The organism is Paenibacillus sp. FSL H7-0714 (genome assembly GCF_038003765.1).
Lineage (GTDB): Bacteria > Bacillota > Bacilli > Paenibacillales > Paenibacillaceae > Paenibacillus_AQ.
Genome location: NZ_JBBOPT010000001.1, coordinates 6,730,142 through 6,752,111 on the forward strand (window position 1 = coordinate 6,730,142; position 21,970 = coordinate 6,752,111).

The 21,970-nt window shown below is 44.1% G+C and carries 19 protein-coding genes; 5 read left to right on the forward strand and 14 right to left on the reverse strand.

Annotation, left to right across the window (positions count from 1 at the left end; translation table 11 throughout):
- Positions 1 to 42: 42 nt before the first annotated feature.
- From NST34_RS30330 to NST34_RS30350, 5 genes are all read right to left on the reverse strand, one after another.
- Positions 43 to 2,028 (reverse strand): methyl-accepting chemotaxis protein, encoded by a 1,986-nt coding sequence (locus NST34_RS30330; RefSeq protein ID WP_341129372.1) that lies wholly within the window; start codon positions 2,026 to 2,028, stop codon positions 43 to 45.
- A 236-nt stretch (positions 2,029 to 2,264) separates the two neighbouring features.
- Positions 2,265 to 2,660 carry a Fur family transcriptional regulator gene (locus NST34_RS30335; protein ID WP_042131422.1) on the reverse strand — a complete coding sequence of 132 codons (396 nt, stop codon included), beginning with the start codon at positions 2,658 to 2,660 and terminating at the stop codon, positions 2,265 to 2,267.
- A 91-nt stretch (positions 2,661 to 2,751) separates the two neighbouring features.
- Entirely contained in the window at positions 2,752 to 3,849 is a 1,098-nt protein-coding gene (locus tag NST34_RS30340) for a Ger(x)C family spore germination protein (protein ID WP_341129373.1), read from the reverse strand.
- Positions 3,846 to 4,946: a GerAB/ArcD/ProY family transporter gene (locus tag NST34_RS30345; RefSeq protein ID WP_341129374.1), complete on the reverse strand. Its 1,101-nt coding sequence runs from the start codon at positions 4,944 to 4,946 to the stop codon at positions 3,846 to 3,848. The genes NST34_RS30340 and NST34_RS30345 overlap by 4 nt, the downstream gene beginning before the upstream one ends.
- Positions 4,946 to 6,304 carry a spore germination protein gene (locus NST34_RS30350; RefSeq protein WP_341129375.1) on the reverse strand — a complete coding sequence of 453 codons (1,359 nt, stop codon included), beginning with the start codon at positions 6,302 to 6,304 and terminating at the stop codon, positions 4,946 to 4,948. Before NST34_RS30350 ends, NST34_RS30345 begins: the two co-directional genes overlap by 1 nt.
- A gap of 157 nt (positions 6,305 to 6,461) precedes the next feature.
- On the opposite strand from NST34_RS30350, the gene NST34_RS30355 reads away from it, so the two are divergent.
- The 3 genes from NST34_RS30355 (at position 6,462) to NST34_RS30365 (ending at position 9,864) form a co-directional block, all read left to right on the forward strand.
- On the forward strand, positions 6,462 to 8,009 hold the full coding sequence (locus NST34_RS30355; protein WP_341129376.1) for an FAD-dependent oxidoreductase: 1,548 nt from the start codon (positions 6,462 to 6,464) through the stop codon (positions 8,007 to 8,009).
- 175 nt (positions 8,010 to 8,184) lie between these two features.
- The gene (locus NST34_RS30360; RefSeq protein ID WP_042131427.1) at positions 8,185 to 8,904 is read left to right on the forward strand and encodes a 3-ketoacyl-ACP reductase; all 720 of its coding nucleotides are present in this window, start codon (positions 8,185 to 8,187) and stop codon (positions 8,902 to 8,904) included.
- 642 nt (positions 8,905 to 9,546) lie between these two features.
- Positions 9,547 to 9,864 carry an antibiotic biosynthesis monooxygenase gene (locus tag NST34_RS30365; RefSeq protein ID WP_042192566.1) on the forward strand — a complete coding sequence of 106 codons (318 nt, stop codon included), beginning with the start codon at positions 9,547 to 9,549 and terminating at the stop codon, positions 9,862 to 9,864.
- A 90-nt stretch (positions 9,865 to 9,954) separates the two neighbouring features.
- Here NST34_RS30365 and NST34_RS30370 read toward each other — a convergent pair whose 3' ends face one another.
- The 8 genes from NST34_RS30370 to cidR all read right to left on the reverse strand — a co-directional run bounded on the left by NST34_RS30370 (position 9,955) and on the right by cidR (position 19,710).
- Positions 9,955 to 12,183, reverse strand: coding sequence for an MMPL family transporter (locus NST34_RS30370; protein WP_076285618.1), 2,229 nt, complete (start codon positions 12,181 to 12,183; stop codon positions 9,955 to 9,957).
- Positions 12,184 to 12,394: 211 nt separating this feature from the next.
- On the reverse strand, positions 12,395 to 14,284 hold the full coding sequence (locus NST34_RS30375; protein WP_341129377.1) for an ABC transporter ATP-binding protein: 1,890 nt from the start codon (positions 14,282 to 14,284) through the stop codon (positions 12,395 to 12,397).
- Positions 14,281 to 16,041 carry an ABC transporter ATP-binding protein gene (locus NST34_RS30380; protein WP_340973283.1) on the reverse strand — a complete coding sequence of 587 codons (1,761 nt, stop codon included), beginning with the start codon at positions 16,039 to 16,041 and terminating at the stop codon, positions 14,281 to 14,283. The genes NST34_RS30375 and NST34_RS30380 overlap by 4 nt, the downstream gene beginning before the upstream one ends.
- Positions 16,034 to 16,555 (reverse strand): MarR family transcriptional regulator, encoded by a 522-nt coding sequence (locus NST34_RS30385; protein WP_081382663.1) that lies wholly within the window; start codon positions 16,553 to 16,555, stop codon positions 16,034 to 16,036. Before NST34_RS30385 ends, NST34_RS30380 begins: the two co-directional genes overlap by 8 nt.
- Before the next feature lie 197 nt (positions 16,556 to 16,752).
- A complete protein-coding gene (locus tag NST34_RS30390) occupies positions 16,753 to 16,878 on the reverse strand; it encodes a hypothetical protein (protein ID WP_256716182.1) in 126 nt (41 codons plus the stop codon).
- Positions 16,832 to 18,229 (reverse strand): DNA-binding protein, encoded by a 1,398-nt coding sequence (locus NST34_RS30395; protein ID WP_341129378.1) that lies wholly within the window; start codon positions 18,227 to 18,229, stop codon positions 16,832 to 16,834. The genes NST34_RS30390 and NST34_RS30395 overlap by 47 nt, the downstream gene beginning before the upstream one ends.
- Before the next feature lie 196 nt (positions 18,230 to 18,425).
- Positions 18,426 to 18,665 (reverse strand): aspartyl-phosphate phosphatase Spo0E family protein, encoded by a 240-nt coding sequence (locus NST34_RS30400; protein WP_042192581.1) that lies wholly within the window; start codon positions 18,663 to 18,665, stop codon positions 18,426 to 18,428.
- Between the two features lie 112 nt (positions 18,666 to 18,777).
- Positions 18,778 to 19,710 carry a cidABC operon transcriptional activator CidR gene (gene cidR, locus NST34_RS30405; protein WP_341129379.1) on the reverse strand — a complete coding sequence of 311 codons (933 nt, stop codon included), beginning with the start codon at positions 19,708 to 19,710 and terminating at the stop codon, positions 18,778 to 18,780.
- A gap of 112 nt (positions 19,711 to 19,822) precedes the next feature.
- Between cidR and NST34_RS30410 the strand changes: the two genes are divergently transcribed.
- Positions 19,823 to 20,197 carry a CidA/LrgA family protein gene (locus NST34_RS30410; RefSeq protein WP_042192585.1) on the forward strand — a complete coding sequence of 125 codons (375 nt, stop codon included), beginning with the start codon at positions 19,823 to 19,825 and terminating at the stop codon, positions 20,195 to 20,197.
- On the forward strand, positions 20,191 to 20,874 hold the full coding sequence (locus tag NST34_RS30415) for a CidB/LrgB family autolysis modulator (RefSeq protein ID WP_042192587.1): 684 nt from the start codon (positions 20,191 to 20,193) through the stop codon (positions 20,872 to 20,874). Before NST34_RS30410 ends, NST34_RS30415 begins: the two co-directional genes overlap by 7 nt.
- Positions 20,875 to 20,949: 75 nt before the next feature.
- Here the strand turns inward: NST34_RS30415 and NST34_RS30420 are convergent, their stop codons facing one another.
- Positions 20,950 to 21,918: a Gfo/Idh/MocA family protein gene (locus NST34_RS30420; RefSeq protein ID WP_341129380.1), complete on the reverse strand. Its 969-nt coding sequence runs from the start codon at positions 21,916 to 21,918 to the stop codon at positions 20,950 to 20,952.
- Positions 21,919 to 21,970: the final 52 nt, after the last annotated feature.

Consider the following 21,970-nt stretch of genomic DNA (forward strand, 5'->3'; position numbering starts at 1 on the left):
AAGATAAAAGCATCGTTTTCCTATATGAAATATATATTATTACTAGGAAGAGTGTATTTTAAAGCTACTCACAAGCTTTTGCAGTTCCTCCGCAAGACGGCTAAGGTCGGTAGACGAAGACGCCATCTCTTCAACAGAAGCGAGCTGCTCTTGCGCTGCCGTCGCGATGGTCTCTGTATTCACAGCCGCTTCTTCAGAGATGCCGCGAATCTCTCCTATAGCCTTCTCCATGTGATCTGATTCCACCAATAAGGTCTGTACAGCCCCACCCATTGCCTCAATCTTCTCTGCGGCACTCTTGACCGCTCTACGGATACGGGAGAAGGAACGTCCGGAAGTATCCACGGCCTCTATCCCTTCGGTTACGCGCTGCTTTGTGTCTTCCATCGTATGAGTCACCAGCGTCATCTCACTATTAATGGCGGTAATCTGCTCTGCAATCAAATGCGCTGATCTCTCTGATTCCTCTGCCAGCTTACGCACTTCAGCAGCGACAACGGCAAATCCACGGCCATGCTCTCCAGCTCTGGCCGCCTCAATAGAAGCATTGAGAGCTAACAGATTGGTCTGACGGGCAATCCCTGTGATTACGCCGACAATGCCCTCAATTTGACCGGTTCTTTCGTTCAGCTTGTCGATTACACTGCCAAGCTCTCCCACCGTTCTATCGATACCATTGATCTTATCCACCACGCTGATGACGGAATCATTTCCTTCCGAAGCAGAGAGTGAAGTCTTGTCCATCATCGCAGACACCTGCTCCATATATACGGAAATATGATCCACTTCGCTTGTCGTCGCCGCTGTACTTTCCATTCCTTTGCGTACACCGATCACCTGCCGTTCCGTCCCTGCCGCTACCTCCTGAATCGCTATCGTCATTTGTTCGATCGTTTGGGCATTCTGCTCCGCACTGGCAGTCAGCTCTTCGGCTGAAGAGGAGACATTACTCGTCATCTCCTGCACACCTATGATCATCTGGCGCAGGCTGAGCACCATTAATTGAAAGTTCTCGGCTAGCATGCCAATTTCATCTTTGCGGAAAGCCCCCATGTCTTCGGACAGATCCCCTTTGGCTATCACGGCAGTTGCTTTCCGCAAACGGATCAGAGGCTTCAAGATAGATTGAATATTAAAATAGATTACGATTAGTGCAAGCAGAACGGAAGCTACAATTACAAGCAGCGCTGTATTGCGGATTCCACTCGTTACTGAAGTCACTTCATCTATGCTTATCGTGCCTCCGATTCTCCAGCCCGTAAGCTCATTTACCATAAACGTCATCTTTTTGTGCGTACCCTTGTAGACATAATCAAAAGTACCTTGATCTTCCTCGAACATTGTCTTTATAAAGTCATCGGATGACTCCAGCCCAATAGCCTCTGTTGGATGAACAAGATATTTCTTGCTGTTATCCAGGATAATAATATATCCTTCCTTGCCCACCTTGGTCGCGGTCAATTCTCCTAATGCAGATAGATTGAGATTCAGGGTTATCACCCCGTCACCGCTCTTCAGGACCGTTGATATCGCGATCGCCGTTTCCTGATTCACAGTTTGAAAGGCCGGAGAAATCACAACACCTTTCCCGTGCTTCAGAGAATTAATATAGGCACTTTCCTGTCTGGGATCATAGCCTTCGGGCAGCTTGGCTTCCGAAGCATGGATCGATTGCCCTCTGCTTGTACTAACATATATATCTAGCACATCAGGATGTAGCACAGCATATTCCTTTAATCTGTCCTTCATAGAAGCTACCGTCTCTCCATTTGCCTCACTGTTGGTCCCCTCAGCGGTGAACTCAGCAGCAAAATAAGAAATAGCATCTATTTTCGATTGAATATTCGAGTTGATGATTGCATCTACTGCCTCAACACTTTCGGTAGCATTGTTCACCAGTTGATCTTCCACTTCATGGCTAGCAGATTGATAGGTTCGCCAACCGATAATGATACTGGGCAACAGTAGAACTAATAGGTATGTCAGAATTAATTTGGTTCGGATACTCATACCCGCTTTTTTGTTCATAGATGTCATCACTCTCTCTCTCTTCGAGTCTTAAAGAAGGACTTATTTACCAGACTTACTATATAATTATATATCCTCCTTTGGAACCGATTTTCCTCCTATCTTTCTTCATTTTTCTCATCATTCTTAAAAATTGTCATATAAACGCAACAAAAAGACCGCCTCAAAGAGAGCGATCTACTCAAATAAGCCTATTTCTTATCATTACCGTAGCAAAAGGCTCCGGTTCTTTCATCCTAGTTCACGTTCTTATTCTTGCAGTTCGGGCAGACGCCTCCGAATACCACATGAGCATGACCAATGGTATAACCTGTATCCTTGGCCACTGTATTCATCCAGTCTCGTGGAACTTGGTTCATTACCTCATCAACCGCACCGCAAACCTCGCAAATGATATGCTGGTGATCATCCATGCGGGCATCATATCTGCTGGCAGCCTCACCAAGCTTAAGCTCACGAATCATTTGTTTATCTGAAAGATAACGAAGAGAGTTATATACAGTACCGTATGCTAAGCTATGACCTTGTTCTACTAGCCGGTTCATTACTTCCGCAGCAGTGGGATGGTCATGTGAATTAAGGACGATATCGTAAACGGCTTGACGTTGGGAAGTCAAATTTAGACTTTTCATTGCTATCATCCTCTAACTTGTTTTTAGATCAAGTATAAATCGTGAATGTAAGAACGTCAATCCCACTTTTATCCACTCATTACTTTCTCAGTTACTTAATCAATCCTGAATATTTGATGTTAACATCAGCTTTGACCTGAAAATCGAGCCCAGCATAGAGCTCCTTCCACACTTCCATTTCGGTATCATTATTAAAATGTCTAGCTCCATAGTGCAGCCCCCACCCAAAAGGATCCAAACCGCTCGAATGAATTTTTGTCAGTAATGCTAAGATATCATCTTCCAATTCTTTCTCGCCGGCCGTCTGAATTTTTTTCAACAAGCTATGTGTCACCAAATCCTGGCTGCTACTCTCTTCGAGGATCCCTTTAATCTTAATATGGTATCGAATAGTAGCTTTTCCGCTCTCGGTATTTAGTATCTTGTAGTCCGAGGATGAGCTCTCTGTGTAAAACTGATACATGACCCCCTCAATATGGGCTGGCAAATTGGTCCGTAAGTTGGAGCGCGACAGCAGATTGTATAGCCGGGTTTCGTTTGGTGTAAGCACCATCTTGATTTTCTCGCTATCCAGTAGAGCAATTTTATTAATTAAGAACTCACTCTTCCCTTTGGCCTCGATAATCGGCAAAATCGGATCAATACCCTTCTCATAAATATTTCTCATCAGCTGAAAGGAATAAACACTAGCAATAAAAGGAGACTCCGTTCCCTGACCACTCATCGCCAGAATAAGAGAATTCGATGGGATACGCTCCGATTCGGGTCGTACCTGCAGCACTTGAAGTGCCTCCGGACGCCCGACTGCAAAATTTACAATAAGCTGGACATCTCTGCGCCGCACGGCCCAATCCATAACATGCTGAATATCTTTGCGTGCGATCCCTTCTCCCAAAATAATCGATTTACAATGGGAATAATCAAGCTCCTTCTCCACTTTTGACTTCATTCTGCGGAGCGCTTCCGAAATACTAGGGGACTCTTCGGTTAATATCTGCATCTTCTCATCAATCTTAGTAACTTCCCCCTGTGGGATGGCCAGTTTCAAGCTGATCTTGAAAGTCCCTTCTTCTTCACCAGGGTCAACACCGATCGCCAGTACGAATATCCTTAAATCAATTTCTTTGAAGTCACAGCCGGCAAGGAGTAGCAGTAACACAATTCCTATTGCACTAAGTGCTTTTCTCACAACCTCTGCCTCCTTACTTTGCGATAACAATAAAACAGCAGAGCGATTAAGAACATCTCACCAAACCAGCGGATCTGTAGAAACCAAATGCCCAACACGTTGAGCTGATATTGATCCATCCAAATTAAGGAGAGGACCAGTCCGCTAAACAAGCACAGGATGAGCCACTCTTTCCACTGCTCTGCCTTCTGGGATTTTTTTTTCGTAGATGAAATAGCACCTTTGAATAACCCTAACCCTACATGCCAATGAACAATTACACTCACCAGAGATAAAGTCATGTAGGCAAAATAAAAAATAAATAGCATCCGTTCAATAATAAAGGATTCTATCCGGATACTGTCTGCCGTCGAGAACCACGTATATACATGTCTCTCAATCGCAACAGTACCGAAATATCCGATAGGGACCAAAAAGGTTATGAGCAGTACGAGAAGTCCTTCCACCCCTAAAATCCAGACATGCTTTAGCTTTAACCCATGAAATACCCGATTAAAGATGGCTAGATTAATATAACCACTAAAAGAAAAGGTAGCTGCCGAAAGACTCATCAAATCCGGCTTATGCCAGATGTATGTAGTGATCTGCAGAACAGAATCCCAATTGAAATCCGGATTGGTCAGCGCCTTTACAATGCCATAGACAATTAACGGTAATGTAACGAAAAGAATGATTTCAAGACCATACAAAAGTGATAGTGAATCAAAGCGACAGCAGATACAGACCAATATCAGAAAACCGATCACGACAGTATATGGGCTTGAATTCGGACTGACATATCTCAGCGTAATATCTACAAAGGAAAGCAAGGTAACCCCCCCAGCCACACACCATAAACCCGCAAAAAAGACAAGTAAGGGTTTGACTAGCAGCTTAGGAAGAAGAGGGTTAAATATTTCCGGAAACCCCTTTCCAGGAAATTTAGCAATCAATACAGTAAATATATAGACAAACAAAGTGCCAAGGACCGTTGCAATTAGTATGGAGAACAAAGCACCGTCAAAGCGTCTGTCTATTAGTTCCCTAGGAACAAAATTAATGATGTTGATCAAGCTGTTCATCAGAAAAAGACAGTAGAAATAACGGCTTTTGGCCATCAATGTTCCCCGCCCTTCTTCTTACCAAGGTTATCAAGAAAAAACAATCTGAAATAAGGTTGTCCAAAGCTACGCTGATTGCATAAATACATCGCGAATCCTACAACACAGACCACTACACCAACCATTCCTAGAACAGCGGCAGCTATAAGAAAAATGTACTTCAGCACGCGTATCGACAAGCTCATCATATTCAGAGGAATCAGAAAATTGGATATCGCAACAGCAGAGACCAATATAATCATAATATTACCTACAAGCCCTGCCGCCGTAGCTGCCTGACCTAAGATTAGACCTCCGACCGTCGTGGCCGTAGGACCAATCGCTTTGGGCAGCCGTAAACTCGCCTCGGTCAGAAATTCCATCATCATAAGCATTAAGAGCACTTCCACAAAAGATGGATAAGGCACGGTCGCGCGACTACCCGAAATGAGTAGTGCAACCTGCACACGAATAATCTCTGGGTTATACGAGGTAAGTGTTACATAGATCGCAGGCAGCCATAACGTCATGCACACACCGATAATTCGGAGTAGCTTTAAGAAACGGCCCACAATAGGAAATTGGATCTTATCATCCATGGATGTAAAAAAATCGTTAAATATGGAGGGCAACACTATCGCATATCCCGTTGTATCCAGGAGTATCGCTACTTTTCCTTCAGACAAATTAAACACAACTCTATCAGGTCTTTCAGTAATAATAGACTTAGGGAGTATTCTCAATTTATCACTGCTTATAAACTTCTCAAGTTCTCCCGTAGCCTGTAAAATATCAACCTTTAGGGTATTCATCTTCTCCCTTAATTCCGCTAATACATTATGATCAACACGACTGATGTCGTATAGGATGGCCACTTTTGTTTTGGAGACATCGCCGATGACCATGGTTTCCATTTTGAGATTAGTGGATTGATAGCGACGACGAATCATGTTCAGATTAACCGCAATATCCTCCGTTAGTGCATCTGAAGGTCCCTGTGAAATGCTTTCTGCAGACGTTTCACTAACACCGCTGCTCTCTGTACTCATCGCGTCAAAAAAACAAATCACATCATTTATGCTAAGAAGAACGTAGCCACTAAGCAAAAGATCGATCGCTATTTCCTTCGTAGTCTCCTCTTCCGTGCCCGGATACGTCGTAATGTAATCAAGGTAAGCGTTAGTATCCCCCATCTCATAGAACGGCGTAATCACATGGCGACTGAGCGTCTGCGAATCTGTAACGCTTTTAATATAAAGTAAGTTGATCTGCCCAAAAGGTGCAACGAGCGTTCTATCAATTAAATCGGCAAATCCGTCCAACTCACCCTTGATCCATTCCAGAGAAACATTGTGCTTATCCTGTTGAACTGACATGGATCATCCCTCCTATTTATCCTGCGCTTCCCGGATGCCACCTTATTTTGGCACTATTTCTCTGAATTCATGCACTGCACATATGAATACAGAGTTTCTTTTAACGGGACTGTGGTAATAAATGAAATGAGCATTGTACAGATGGAGGGATAATAAGATGGATCCACACCGTAAAATAACGCAAGGTCTTCCGCAATTTCCAGAATCAATATGGCGTGACACTACAGATTTACCGGCTTTTCCAAAGCTCACTGAAGATATCTCTACAGATGTCGCTGTAGTGGGCGGCGGTATTACAGGGATTACAACAGCCTATCTCTTAAGCAAAGCCGGATACAAAGTCGCACTCTTGGAGGCAGGGGAAATCCTCAGCGGTACTACGGGTTTTACAAGCGCCAAGATCTCCACTCAGCACGGATTAATCTATCATCATTTGCTGAAACATTTTGGGGCGGAGAATGCGCGGCTCTATTATCAATCGAACAATGAGGCTATGAATTGGATCTTAAATACGGCTGAGGAACTGGAAGTGTCTTGTGGCATGAAACGTGAAGCGGCCTATTTATACGCAGATGCTGAAGATCATAAAACGCTTAAACAGTTGGAAGAAGAGTATCAAGCCTATGAACAATTAGGCCTGCCCGGTGAATGGCTGGATAACGTCTCTATTCCTCTGATGGCGAGCGGTGCGATTAAATTACCAGGACAAGCTCGCTTTCACCCCCTGCAATATCTGAAGGCCTTGTTGAGGGTTATCGTGGAAAAAGGTGGCGTGATCTATGAGCATACAATGATGGCGGACAAGGTGGAGAAGAACGATACGCTTACGCTTTTTACGGAAAAGAATGACTTCCGTATCACCTGCCGTTACGCTGTGTCAGCTTCTCATTTCCCCTTCTACGACGGAGGTGCGTTATATTTCTCGCGACTGCATGCTGAACGTTCCTACTGTCTGGCGATCCAGCCTGAAACGGATTTTGAGGGTGGAATGTATTTAAGCGCCAGCGAACCAACCCGTTCTCTGCGTGCAGTGGAGTGGGAAGGCCAGAATCTGGTTATCGTCGGGGGTGAGAATCATAAGACGGGCCAAGGCATTTGCACGATAGGTCATTATGAGAATCTGGAGCTGTTCGCAGGCCACTTGCTGGGCATCAAATCGATCCCTTACCGGTGGTCAGCACAGGATTTAATTACGCTGGACAAGGTCCCCTACATCGGCAAGATTTCGGACAGCGAAGAGATTTATATCGCTACCGGATTCGGAAAATGGGGCATGACAAGCGGTACCTTGTCCGCTCAAATTATCTCCGATCAGATTCAGCGTAAGGATAATCCATACACAGAGCTATACGATCCATCCCGCTTCAAAGCTGGCGCCAGCCTAAAAAGCTTCTTCGTTCAAAATGCCAATGTGGCAAAAGAGCTTGTAGCGGGCAAAGTAGAAATCGTCCATAAAAAGACAAGTGATTTGAAGGCAGACGAAGGGGCTGTTGTCTTCCATGACGGTAAACGTGTGGGAGCTTATAAGGATCCGGAAGGGACGCTTCATCTGGTAGACAGAACCTGTACACATATGGGCTGTGAATGCGAATGGAACGATGGCGACCGTTCTTGGGATTGCCCTTGCCACGGCTCCCGTTTCTCCTATGATGGAGAAGTCTTAGAGGGACCCGCATCCGTGCCGCTGACGAAGCTTTACGAATAAATCATTTCATTCGTGGAAACAAAATGATGGATTCATGGAAAATAACATCGTCTATACATGGAAGTTTTCAAATCGTTTTCCTTCGGCGATTGTGAATGCCCTATAGCATTCAGGTATAATAGGACATGAACGAAGCATTAGCTTCAAAAATGTTTAAAGGAGCGTGACGTTAGAGATGGATTTGAGAGGAAAGAGTGTTGTGATTACTGGTGCAGGCAAAGGGATCGGCAAAGCCTTAGCCATGGCACTAGCTAAGGAAGGTGCTAATTTGGGCCTGATCTCCAGAACTTCAGGCGATCTCGAAGCGTTAAAATCAGCCTTAACGGAAGTATACGACGTTAAAGTCAGCATTGCCGTTGCGGATATCGCTGTACGCGAAGAAGCTGAACGTGCGGTTGCTTACCTGCAAAACGAGCTAGGAACATTTGACGCATTAATCAACAATGCCGGAATTGCAAAATTCGGCACTTTAGTAGAAATGGACCCTGCCGATTGGGAAAGTCATATCCAAGTCAATCTTTACGGTACGTATTATGTAACTCGCGCTGCACTGCCAGCTATGATTGAGAAAAATGGTGGAAATATCATCAATATCTCTTCTACCGCTGGAGAACGCGGTTTCGCGACAGGCTCGGCTTACTGCGCATCCAAGTTCGCACTGATGGGCATGACCGAAGCTCTCGCACAAGAGGTGCGTAAGCACAACATCCGCGTCGTAGCCTTGACTCCAAGCACTGTTAATACCGGATTAGCTTCCAACGCTGGACTTAAAATCGGTGACGAAGACCGCATGATGCAGCCTGAGGATGTAGCTGAATTGGCTTTAACAGCCTTGAAGCTGCCGGATCGTGTCTTCCTAAAAACAGCTGGACTCTGGACCACTAATCCGCAATAAAAAGCGAGCTGGCTGGTTCTAATTCAAGCTCTGATTGCGCTTTGTGCAATAGAATGTCTCTGGTCGAGAGAGAAACTTGGTTCGATTGCATTTTGTGCAATCAAACTGGAGGAAAACCGTACTTTCGTGCCATTGATCCCTGATTCAATTGTACAAAGTGCAACAGAATACCTTATGTAGACTATTTTCGGCTATTCTGTTGCGTATTCTGCAATCAAACTCCATTTTAGGGCTAGAGTAGGTTACTTTAACGCCAGAGCAGGTAAATAGAGATTAAGTATTTATTTAATTATAGATACTTATAGTTACGTTGTGTTGGGTGTTGGGTGTTGTAGTTGAGTATTGTAGTTACGCTGGGCGCTTCGGCTCTGAATACTACTTGGCGTTCGAATAGACGATAGTTGCACTTTGTACATCTATTCAGTGTAGTTAGAGGTTCCGCCATACTTTAATTGCACTCTGTGCAACTAAAAGCAGGCAATTCTCGACCATTCGCCAGATTCATCTAATTTAGTTGCAGAGAATACACTTATCGTCTTCGTTTCTAACGAACCAGAACTTTTAAGTGTATAAAGTGCAATTATATATTCAGCCTAATGTTTATGTATGGATATCACACTACTGAACGGAGGTTTACCTAATATGCTAGTAGTAACAAATACCATTAAAGTTAAAGAAGGTCATGGTGAAGCCATTGCTCAACGTTTCGGAGGAAATAATGGTGTACAGGATATGCCAGGATTCGTCCGCATGGAGGTTTGGCAAGGAAGTGCCAAAGAAGGTGTTGAGGAATTAAAAATCTGTACCATGTGGGAGAATGAGGAGGCATTTAAAGGCTGGACATCCAGTGAATCCTTCCGTCAATCACACCGCGGTGCTGGTGGAAATGAAGCCATTCTTGGTGCTTCTATCGACAAATATAAGCTGATGATCAGCCGAACACCCGGCACCAGTAATTAAGCATTGGATTTCGACCACGACAATAACAACAGGGATGCCCTAAGCCAATATGGCTTTGAGACATCCCTGTTTGTTTTTACAGTGTGTCGCTTATTGCTCACTACTACGAGGCAGAGCTTGCTCCACCTCTTGATGTTTCCCCGGCCAGAATGCCCATCGACCAAAAAGTGTCGTAATAGCGGGCACAAGGAACGGACGTACTACGAAGGTATCAAGTAGAATACCTAGAGCGGTGATGATACCAAATTGCACAAGCACCTGAATCGGTAAGCTAGCTAATACAGCAAAAGTACCTGCCAGAATGAGGCCCGCAGAGGTAATTACCGAGCTGGTCTCATTCACGCCTTCCGCGATGGCCTGCTTAAGCGGCATGGTCTTACGCTTTTTCCAAATATTCGAGATCATAAAGATGTTGTAATCTTCTCCAAGTGCCACCAGGAATACAAAGGAATAGAGCGGGATCGCTCCCTGAATGGCATCTGCGCCCATCACATAATGAATGATAATCCAGCCTAAGCCAAGTGCAGAGAAGAAGGAGAGAATGACCGTTCCGACCAGATAAATAGTCGCCACTATCGAGCGCAGATATATCAACAACAGCAAAGTGATCAACCCGATAACAACAGGGATAATCAGATCGGTGTCACGATCTCCGATTTTTTTGGTATCATACTGCGTCGCTGTCTGACCACTTACCCACACATGATCTGAAGGATTCTCTACCCCTACATCAATCAGCGCTTGCTCTGCTGTTGCTAGAAGGGCTGGAATATGCCCCATCGCTTCAAGTGAATAAGGATTGTTCTTAAATTCGATATCATAACCCAGAATATCCTTGTTCACAGCGCCCTGCTGCGGATCGGAAACCGTGTCCACATACGTGAGCCCTCCGAGAATGACTTTAAGATCCTCTCCACTCGCTTGCCCCTTAGTATCAATAATCAGTTTAGCGGGTGCTAGTTCTCCCGGAGAAAACTGCTTACCGATGAGGTCGAACCCTTCGCGGGACTCCATATTTTTAGGAAAAGAAGAGAGGATATCATACGTAAACTTGATTCCACTAGAGAATGAAGCCAGAATCCCCAGTCCGATGACGGTCACTCCTACGATAGCCCAAGGCCTGGAAACTACAAATCCGCCAATCCCTTTTTTATGGGAGACTTTGGGTTCTGGAGCTGGTTTTCCTTTAGCCTTAGCCCGTTCAACCTCCATTTGCGGCGTGCGCGGAATGAATGGGAAGAACGAGGTCCGTCCGAAGATTGCCAAAAGTGCAGGTACAAGCGTTAAGCTAGCAATTCCCATAATGAAAATCGACACGCTGAACGGTATTGCAAAACGATGATAAGCTCCATACTTAGCCAGCAATAACGCAAACAGCGCGAGCACGACGGTGAAGCCACTCATAGCGATGGCGCCTGAAGATTCGGTAATTGAGCGAAGAAGCGCACGACTCTTACTCTCTTCTACCTTCAACAACTGCCGGAACCGTGAGATCAGGAACAAACAATAGTCCGTACCCGCACCGAACAACAGAACTGTCATGATGGATACTGCCTGTGAATCCACGGTGATCCAGCCTTCTTGCGCCATTTTTCCAAGAATCGGACTAGTTACACCATAAGCGAATCCAACTGCAATAAGTGGAATAAACGCCAAGATCGGCGAACGATAAATCACTAATAAGAACACCAGCACAAGCATGACCGTAGCAATTAACAAGGAGACGTCAGCGTTCTGAAACAGGCCTGAAGCATCTATAGAGATGCCCACTGGACCCGTAACACGTAAACTCAGGTCTTTTCCATCTACCTTAGCCGCGGAGGGGTCTCCACCCGTCTCTGTGTTTATGATCTTCTTCATTTCTGTCACAGCTTCACCGAGCTGATCACTATCTGCCGTTTTATCAAAAAGCACCGGGGTTACCAGTGTACTAAGATCCTCAGATAATGAGGCTTGCAGTGCCTGCGGCGGCAGCTTCCCTAGTGGGGGAACAAAGTTCTGATGGGGTAACGGTTGCTGCTCCAACTTGTTGTATACAGCAGTGATATGTACTAAATCGTCTTGCGAAAGCCCACCTTCTCTATGCCATACGAGCAATGCAGGTACTCCGCTTCCACTTGGAAACTCTTGTTCTGCAATTGCTGTTGCCTGTATTGATTGTGCATCATCTGGGAGATTGGGCGCATTATTAGCAACTTGAGAATTCACTGCAGGCCATAATAGGGTAAGTGCACCTACTAGCACTATCCATACGAGAAGAGTAATCCATTTCGTCTTTTTTCCTGCCACCCATTTACCGTAGCCTGACATTCCCTTCATCCTCTCCTTTACTTTCCCGCCTTAAAAATGAGCCGCGGGTCATTTTTAATTCTATCATATATATGCTTTAATTTTTAATCAAACTTTTTTTATTTTTCTGAAAAATCAAAACACCTCAGCACATATAAAATACCCCTCTCTTCACATTTAAAATCAGCAACATGTGAAAAGAGGGGTTTATGGTTTGCTATACTTTTTCTTTCACTTCAATTTAGCCTGCGTCCAAATCTCCTTCGGAGAACTGACTGTTGTAAAGATCAGCATAGAATCCGCCTTGTGCAAGCAGTTCCTCGTGATTGCCCTTCTCGATTACACTACCTTGATTCATCACAAGGATAAGGTCAGCATCTCGAATCGTCGAAAGACGGTGAGCAATTACGAAGCTGGTTCTGTTTTGCATCAATGCTTTCATTGCTTTTTGAATCAACAATTCTGTCCGTGTATCGACACTGCTCGTTGCTTCATCAAGAATGAGGATCGATGGATCAGCCAGAATCGCACGCGCAATCGTAATCAGCTGCTTCTGTCCTTGAGAAATATTAGAAGCCTCTTCATTTAACACCGTATCATAGCCAAGCGGAAGTGTGCGGATAAAGTGATCGGCATGAGCAGCCTTGGCAGCACGCACCACATCAGCTTCTGAGGCACCTTCACGTCCATAAGCAATGTTATCGCGGATCGTACCATTGAACAGCCAGGTATCCTGAAGCACCATACCAAATTTGCTGCGCAGGTCACTCCGTCTCATGTTGGTAATATTTACGCCATCAATGATAATTTCCCCATCATTAAGCTCGTAGAAGCGCATCAACAGGTTAATCAGAGTGGTTTTACCAGCACCAGTAGGACCGACAATGGCTATAGTCTGACCTGGACTAACCTCAATATTCATGTCCTCAATCAGAATCGCATCTTCTTTATATCCGAATTTCACATGGCGGAACTCAACGGAACCTTCCGGAGTACCTTCATCAAGCTTCGCAAGTGTAGTATTAACTTCCTTAACTTCCTCTTCTTCATCCAGAAGTTCAAATACACGTTCTGCGGAAGCAATAGTGGATTGAATAATATTCGCTATATTAGCCGTTTGTGCAATCGGCTGGGTGAACTGACGGGAGTACTGAATAAAAGCTTGAATATCCCCAACATCGATCATTTTTTTAGTAACAAAGATACCGCCGACTACACAAATCATTACATAACCCAAGTTACCGATAAACATCATGAGCGGCATAATCATACCGGACATGAATTGGGCACGCCAGCCAGAGTCGTAAAGCTTATCGTTAATTTCATCGAAATCCTTAAGGGACTGCGGTTCACGACCAAAAGCTTTAATAATCCGGTGACCTGTATACATTTCTTCTACATGACCGTTCAACTGACCGAGTGACTTCTGCTGTCCGACAAAATAAGTCTGCGAGCGCTTGGAGATAGCCATAATCACAACGAAGCTGAGTGGCAATGTAACAATTGTAATCAACGTCAGCCATGGGCTGATGGTAAGCATCATTACGATGACACCGATAATGGTGACAATAGAAGTAATCAATTGAGTTAAGCTCTGCTGCAATGTAGTACTGATGTTATCCACATCATTCGTAGCACGGCTTAGAATTTCCCCATGGGTACGGGAATCAAAATATTTCAAAGGCAAACGTTCCAGCTTGCTGTTGATCTGCTCACGCATGTCGTAGACGACCTTCTGAGCTACGCCGGCCATTATGTACTGCTGAATATAGCTAAATAGAGCACTAAGCAAATACAGTCCCGCAAGTATGATCAGGATATCATTAATGTATCCAAAATCAATGGAAGCTCCCTCAACACCCATTAATTTACCGTAAGCACCTTCGAATAGCTTAGTTGTTGCTTTACCCATAACCTTAGGACTGAAGATACTGAATACAGTACTGGCAATTGCCATTACAAGAACAATAATCAATTGAACCATACGAGGTCTTAAATACTTAATCAGACGACGAAGTGTACCCTTGAAGTCTTTAGCCTTTTCTGCAGGCATCCGCATGCCAGGGCCGCCACCAGGTCCAGGACCTTTATGGGCGCGCGGAGCAGCAGGTTTATTGTTTTGTTCGCTCATGCTATTTCCTCCTCTGACAGCTGCGAGGATACGATCTCGCGGTACACATCACTGCTCGCGAGCAGTTCACGGTGAGTGCCCATTCCGGCGATTTCACCCTCATCAATAACAATAATCCGGTCGGCATCCATAACGGTACTAACCCGTTGAGCTACGATTAGAACAGTGGATTCCGTGGTTTCATCTTTGAGTGCCGCACGAAGCTTGGCATCTGTTTTGAAATCAAGTGCAGAGAAGCTGTCGTCGAACAGATAAACTTGAGGTTTTCTCACAAGCGCACGTGCAATGGACAGCCGCTGTTTCTGACCACCAGAGACATTACTGCCGCCTTGAGCAATTTCCGAATCAAATCCATCTTTCATTGCTGACACGAAATCGTAGGCCTGAGCTACCTTGGCTGCATGAATGATTTCTTCATCGGTAGCATCCTCTTTACCGTAGCGAATGTTTTCGTTAATCGTACCTGAGAACAATACCGCTTTTTGAGGGATGTAACCAATTTTGCTCCGTAGCTCTTCCTGAGTCATCTCACGCACATCTACTCCGTTAACACGTACAGCACCTTCGTTAACATCATAGAACCTTGGAATCAAGCTAAGCAGCGTAGATTTACCTGAACCAGTACCCCCGATAATCGCAGTAACTTCACCTGGGCGAGCACTGAAGCTAATTTTCGAAAGTGCAGGTTGTTCCGCGCCAGGATAAGAAAAGGAGACATTATCGAATTCAACAAAACCACGCATATGATCACGGCCGTCTTTTTTAGTTGCTTGAGCCGTTGTGTGTAATTCACTCTCTGATGGATCTGTGAACTCCGGCCGCATATCAAGCACTTCATTGATACGCAAGGCTGAAGCTGAAGCACGAGGAATCAGCACGAACATCATCGACACCATAATCAGGGAGAACATGATTTGCATCGCATATTGAATAAATGCCATCAGTGAGCCGACTTGTAAATCGCCATCGCCGATTCGAATCCCACCAAAGTAAAGAATTGCGATCATGGAAAAGTTCATAACAATCATCATAAGCGGCATCAAACCGGCCATGATTTTATTTACTTTGATCGCTGTGTCTGTCAGATCACGGTTAGCCTCGGAGAAGCGTTTATTCTCATGATCAATCCGGTTAAATGAACGGATAACACGGATACCCGTCAAATGTTCACGTAGAACCAGATTTAATTTATCCAGCTTGACCTGTATCGCTTTAAACAGTGGTAATCCCTTCATACCGATAAAGAAAATTGCACCAACGAGTACCGGAATAACTACTACAAAGATCAATGATAATTTCGCATCTTCAGATACCGCCATGATGATACCACCAATCATCATCATCGGTGCACCGATCATCATACGCAGCATCATAGTAAGTACAGTCTGTACCTGCGTAATATCATTCGTTGTACGGGTAATTAAAGAGGCGGTACCAAGCTTATCGAATTCATGCAGTGTAAAATTCTCTACATGATTAAATACACGTGCACGGGTAAGTTTACCGAATCCTGCTGCCACTTTTGCTGATAAATAGCTGGCAATGACTGAACATAAGGCCCCGCCCCCTGCTACTAAAAGCATGAAGCTACCTATTTTCCAAATATAAGTACGGTCTCCCTGAACAATACCTTTGTCGACAATGTCGGACATCAGCGTAGGGAGGTATAAGTCGCCCATGGACTGCAAGAACACAAGAATTAATACAGCACCAATAGCTACTCGAAATGGCTTCAGTTGTTTAAATAATTTAATCAAGCTTCTCATCTCCGTTCATTTGTAGCCTATCCCAATTAGGTGGTGGATTATCCTCAACGAATGCATGTACTTTCAGCAACAGTTCTGTGAGCTGCTTAGTCTCTTTTTCACCTAAGTAACGAACGAGCTCATCCAGCATTGCGTCTCTATATTGCTCTGCTCTTCGTGTGAGTTTTTTTCCACTCTCCGTCAATTTCACGCGTACGACTCTTCGGTCCGAAGGATCTGCGTGTCTTTCCACCATTTGTTTCGCCTCAAGACTATTAATCAACTGCGTAATAGTTGGAGGTGTGAATCCGAGAAGTCGGCTGATTTCAGATATCTTTAGACCCTCATCATCAGAATGATTCCATTTTTCAATGCATATCATTAAAGTCATCTCACTCGGCTTATGGCCTTCAACACCCTTTTGCCATTGGCCTTTATGCAGCCGTTTCATCGCCGCAAAAAGCTCGTGTGCGACTGAATTTTCAGTATTTTCTGTATTTCCTCCGTTTATCCCAATTTCTTTCACCTCTAATTTAGTTAGGTCAGCTAATTATTAAACACTGTATTATTTAGGCTACCTAATTATATTTTCGGCGCAACGCTTTGTCAAATTTTGAATACGGTATCAATTATTACGAAATAAAAAACTCCCACCACGAAGGTAAGGAGTTAAAAAAATCGGATATGTAACTATATATTAAAATGTCCAACATACCTTTAATATTAGAATCCCGCTCCGTGTTCATAGGTCGTCATTCCTCCATTGCCGCCTCCCAATGTCGGTTGACCAATAATGATGAAGCTAAACAATACTAAAATGCCTGCCATCATCAATAGTGATTTTTTCATCTTTTCTCACCTCCCTTATTAAATTCCTGTATTTGTCCTGCTGAATCTGAGTTGCATAGTCCCTGTTGGTCTCAAACAAAGTTACACATTTTATGAAGTCTATTCCATTATTCGTCTTAATAGATAACTCTAAAGACTGAATAATATATTCCACACCTACAATATATTGTTTATTTCTTATTTGATATATAGCTACTTGATAGTACAACCGATATAATCGATCGATATTAATGGGATCTTCAAACTGCTCAAATCGCAGCATTTCCCGTGAGAAGCGTGTAAGCACATTGTCTACAGAAAATCCGAAACGATTAGCCGATTCCATAATAATAATAAGTCCTGGTAGTATCTCTCCGGGATGATCAGCTAAAAAGGCTACATAAGCTGGTATAACTTCAACATTGCCTTCCAGCATCTCCAGTGTAAAGCTGTTTCCGGTTGCAAATAATCGGAACTGATCTACGGCTTGGTGACCTACTTCATCCAACATTTCGAACCAGCTGAGGTCTGCGTAACCAGCAGTATATTTCTTAGCCTCTTCATATCGACCCTGCTTTGACAACGAAATTGCTTTGAGTAAATAACCATGTCCATAATAGACAACCAGCGGACGCTCTGTACAAAGCGCTTCTCTTCGTCTGTCTTCACTACGACGTAGCTCTTGGCGGTAAACAGCATTGGCTAAAGCTCTCAACTCATCAGCATATACTTCCATTTCTTCCCATCTTCGAAGAGCGAAACATAACTGCGTCAGCATTAATAAACCATCCAATTGCAAATTCTCTGGAAGACGGCCCCTGAATGGACTAAAACTAATCACTGCACGTAGTTTCTCTTCCATATCAAATGTTTGCAAAAATTTAAAAATACGATAATGACTGATCGCAAGACGTTCACTGTAACTATCAGACTCATTCTCTACTACAATTTTATAAAAAAACAAAGACTCCTGAATTTTCCCTTTATTGAATAACTTATCAGCAACTGAATAAATGATATCCAGCGGCTTTGTACACTCCAATATCCTACCTATAGTTTCATCAATGCAATTTTGTTTGCCCAATTCGGCGCAACGTATTAAAAAAGGCTCTACCCTGCGGCGTGAGACCTTCTCCTCATTAAAGCATTCATCAATATATAAAGGATACAACCAACCGTCAGGAAATCCAAAGGCTTTAATGATTGCATCTATTTGTCCCAGGGACATAGGCTTCGGCGGATTCCCGTGCAAAATTGCACTGAGACTTCCACGATTCAGGCCACATATTTTTGAAAATGAGGCGAGATTATGGCCGGAGCGGGACAGATTTTTCTCAATTTCTGAGCGTATAGTTGTTAACTTTCCCTCCACTCGGCACCCCCAAAGTTTGACTTGAAAAGATTCTATTAATTGACATTATAGGTGAAAGTTATGGATTGTACAACCAATAGATTGTACGACAAAAAGAGGAGCGTATTTCTCTCCTCTTTATCGGTTGGATCTTTGTAATAGTGTAATTCTATGGATGTATCGAAGTTTAATTTATTGTAATAGCGGCTTTTGAGCTTCAGCAGTAAGCTGTTGCACTTGCCTTGCGACTGCGCAAGTTCTCCATCATCTTATGTTGTGCCAGCAAAATATAACCGTCCAATCGCTCGCTTAGCTCTAGGACAGCATGGTCACTAAGACTCCGTTGCTCCGCGACTTCCAGCAATTCGCATCTAAGGCTCTCTATAGTCACAAACAGCTCATCTTCTCTGTAGTCTCTTCTATAAGCTTTCTCGGAAGAACCTTGATATAGTGTCACAACTCTCTCCTTCTCTCTATCAACATCTCTTCCTATCATAATCCATGATACCAAAAAACATATTTTCAAAAAAAAAGAAAAATTTGCAGAACATCCACAAAAAATAAAATAGCTATTTATTCGGATGTTCTATAGGCTCGTGGGGAAGCTCATTTGGATACTGTTCTCTCAATAGTCCCTTTGCAAATGAAATCCATTCACGTGCTGCAAATGATAAATAACGGTCTCTACGCCAAGCCATAGCGATCTGCCAAGGAATTACCGGATCTGTCAAAGGAATGACTATCAATCGTGAGCGATCCATGTCACGGCAAATGGTTTCCGGTAATAATGCGATCCCCATTCCCGCAGCTACCATCTTGCTGATCAAGTCCCATTGTGAACTCTCATATATAACCTTCGGCTGAAATCCAGCTTTTACACATTCCGTAATAATCCGATCGTGCAGCGTGAAATCCTCCCGGAATAACACGAACTCCTCTTCAGCCAGTTCACTTAGTGGAACTAACTCTGCCTCGGCCAGCCGATGCCCCATAGGCAAAATAAGATTCAACTTCTCTTCAACAAAGGTAAAACAATGAAGTTTGGCTGTATCTACAGGCAATACGACCATTCCAATGTCCAGCAGTCCCGTTTCTACATCTTCCTCCACTTTTTTGGCCCCATCCTCATGGAGACGAATCGTAACCTGCGGATAACGTTTATGAAATTGACCAATCACCGATGGAAAAAAGCTCGCTCCTACCATTGGAGGCAGCCCGATGCGGATGTGGCCCTGCTCCAGATTCCGTAAGTTATCCAGTTCGGAAGACAAGCTAGCGAAAGACTCCACGATATTTTGCGCTTTGGTGAACAAAATTTCCCCTGCGTCTGTAAGCCTTACACTCTTCCCTTCACGGTAGAACAAGTCTGCCTCCAGTTCGACCTCCATATTCCGAATCATTTTACTGATCGTGGGCTGTGTTATATATAATGATTCAGCAGCTCTGGTAAAGCTTTTCATTCGTGCCGCTTGAACGAAATATTCTAATTGTCGGATATCCATTTATGTGCTCCCCAATCCATAGACAAAAGGAATGTCATTTATTCGATCTATTCATTTTACCTATGAAAACAATTGATGTAAACTTTCATTATCATGAAAGGAGCGAAGCCTTATGAAAAAGATTGTTATAGGCTTGCTGCAGGTAGCGGGACTTATGTTATTCTCTTTACTTATTAATGCTGTGACCCCATTATTGCATATCCCTATTCCCGGAAGCATACTCGGAATGATTATATTGTTTCTCCTGCTTGAGTTCGGTGTCATTCGTCTGAATTGGGTAGAAGTTGGTGCTTCTTGGCTACTCGCCGAGCTCCTGCTGTTCTTCATTCCATCTGCTATAGGTGTAATGAAATACGCTAATATTCTGGAAACGGATGGATTACGCATTCTTGCCGTTGTCGTCTTAGGCACATTTGTTGTGATGGCTAGTTCCGGATTACTTACCAGTAGAATTTATAAAGCGAAGGAGCGGAAAGAATCATGTTAAACGCTCTGCTGTTCTTTGGCCTCACGGTCGCGGTGTATTTACTCGCGAAACGTATCTATGCTTCTACCGGTAAAGTCTACACCTCTCCATTAATCATCACACCAGTGATTATGATCATCTTTCTGCTTATAACAGGCATTACTTATGACTCATACAATGCGGGAGGAAAATGGCTGACGGATTTGCTGCAACCAGCAACCATGGCCTTTGCCATCCCTTTGCATAAGAACTTCAAGGTACTCAAAAAGCACGCCGCCGAAATTGCGGCAGGCGTGCTATCAGGGACGATAGTTGCGGTGATCTCTTCCATTCTGCTCGCCAAATGGCTGCATGTTAGCGGCGATCTGGCAGCTAGTCTGGTCCCGCGTTCGGTAACTACACCGATCGCTATGAGCATCTCGCAAAGTATCGGCGGTGTACCGAGTATTACGGCAGTCTTCGTCATTATTACCGGGATACTGGGTACAATGATGGGCCCTACTGTACTTCGCATCTTCCGCATTGAGAATGAAATTGCGCGCGGTGTATCGCTGGGAACCGCTGCACATGGTACAGGAACATCCAAAGCCTTCGAGCTTAGTTCACTGACCGGAACCATCTCCAGTATTGCGATGATTCTGTCCGCGCTGTTATCTATAGGTGTGGCGCCAGCTTTGCTCGCGATATTCCTCCACTAGGCTACCCAGCTTGGGCCAAGGGCATGTCTCTTTAGTACATCTAAAGTAGCATGTCCTTTTTCTATGAATTGAACCTTAGAACTTAACAGGCAACCCGCTTTGCGCTGAATCATAGGCCGCACAGGTGACTTTGAGGGTATTGTATCCATCCTCATAGTCGCATAAAATGCGCGAGCGATCCCCCGTCCGTACAGCATGTATGAAGGCTTCACTTTCTACTAAATATGGGTTTCCTGTATTCGCAAATTCGGTGCTATTGCCGCTTCGCACTTCCAAGAGACGATCCGGGTTCCAGTCCAAAAGTCCCCGATCATTATAGAAGCTAAGACCTACACTTCCCACCTCATCAGGTAAAACGCATGTATTTGAAATATTAGCAATAATTCCATTTTCAAGCTTCAGGGATACGGTACCTACATCTGCCACGCTCACACCTTCATGCTGCTCATGCATAATCCGGTTTCCGAACATGCCGTAAACTTCCTTTACTTCTCCGGCTAGATAGCGCACCAAATCAACGATATGTGTAGTCTGCTCTGTGAATTGTCCTCCGGATTGCTTCTGATCACGCCACCAAGCTACGCCTGGCATGCCGCCCATCCATTGCCCCATAATCATACCGACTTTGTCACCACGCAAAGTTTCTTTCAGACGTTTAATGTTCTCCTGATAGCGGAAATGATATCCAACCGAGGTTAACAAATTATGTTCTTTGATATCCTGAAGTAGGCTTGCGGGAATTTCAGTAGTCATACTAAGCGGTTTTTCTATAAAAAAGGGAATATCCCTCTTGATTAATGATCGTTCGATCGCGCCATGAGATTGTGGAGGCACACAAATATAAACAGCATCGAGCTTCTCCGCATCCAGCATCTCCGTAATATCACCATATCCAGCAGCATCGTATGGACGTGCCATATCTTCGCCTTTAGCCTTACTGCTTCCGCAGACTGCCTGCAAACGGACATTATCCATCTCTGCTAGTAAATCAGCATGTACCTTAGAGAACCAGCCCGTACCCACAATACCCACTTTTAATGTCATTCTTTTTCCTCCTGCCGATTGATTATGAATACCTTTTCATAGATTATACCCT

What these genes read in the sequence shown, in the direction of transcription:
- NST34_RS30375 (WP_341129377.1), bottom strand. Translation starts at nt 14,284, where the DNA reads ATGAGCGAACAAAACAATAAACCTGCTGCTCCGCGCGCCCATAAAGGT.
- NST34_RS30410 (WP_042192585.1), top strand. Translation starts at nt 19,823, where the DNA reads ATGAAAAAGATTGTTATAGGCTTGCTGCAGGTAGCGGGACTTATGTTA.
- NST34_RS30355 (WP_341129376.1), top strand. Translation starts at nt 6,462, where the DNA reads ATGGATCCACACCGTAAAATAACGCAAGGTCTTCCGCAATTTCCAGAA.
- NST34_RS30350 (WP_341129375.1), bottom strand. Translation starts at nt 6,304, where the DNA reads ATGTCAGTTCAACAGGATAAGCACAATGTTTCTCTGGAATGGATCAAG.
- NST34_RS30330 (WP_341129372.1), bottom strand. Translation starts at nt 2,028, where the DNA reads ATGAACAAAAAAGCGGGTATGAGTATCCGAACCAAATTAATTCTGACA.
- NST34_RS30390 (WP_256716182.1), bottom strand. Translation starts at nt 16,878, where the DNA reads ATGAAAAAATCACTATTGATGATGGCAGGCATTTTAGTATTGTTTAGC.
- NST34_RS30335 (WP_042131422.1), bottom strand. Translation starts at nt 2,660, where the DNA reads ATGAAAAGTCTAAATTTGACTTCCCAACGTCAAGCCGTTTACGATATC.
- NST34_RS30370 (WP_076285618.1), bottom strand. Translation starts at nt 12,183, where the DNA reads ATGAAGGGAATGTCAGGCTACGGTAAATGGGTGGCAGGAAAAAAGACG.
- NST34_RS30415 (WP_042192587.1), top strand. Translation starts at nt 20,191, where the DNA reads ATGTTAAACGCTCTGCTGTTCTTTGGCCTCACGGTCGCGGTGTATTTA.
- NST34_RS30365 (WP_042192566.1), top strand. Translation starts at nt 9,547, where the DNA reads ATGCTAGTAGTAACAAATACCATTAAAGTTAAAGAAGGTCATGGTGAA.
- NST34_RS30360 (WP_042131427.1), top strand. Translation starts at nt 8,185, where the DNA reads ATGGATTTGAGAGGAAAGAGTGTTGTGATTACTGGTGCAGGCAAAGGG.
- NST34_RS30420 (WP_341129380.1), bottom strand. Translation starts at nt 21,918, where the DNA reads ATGACATTAAAAGTGGGTATTGTGGGTACGGGCTGGTTCTCTAAGGTA.
- NST34_RS30345 (WP_341129374.1), bottom strand. Translation starts at nt 4,946, where the DNA reads ATGGCCAAAAGCCGTTATTTCTACTGTCTTTTTCTGATGAACAGCTTG.
- cidR (WP_341129379.1), bottom strand. Translation starts at nt 19,710, where the DNA reads ATGGATATCCGACAATTAGAATATTTCGTTCAAGCGGCACGAATGAAA.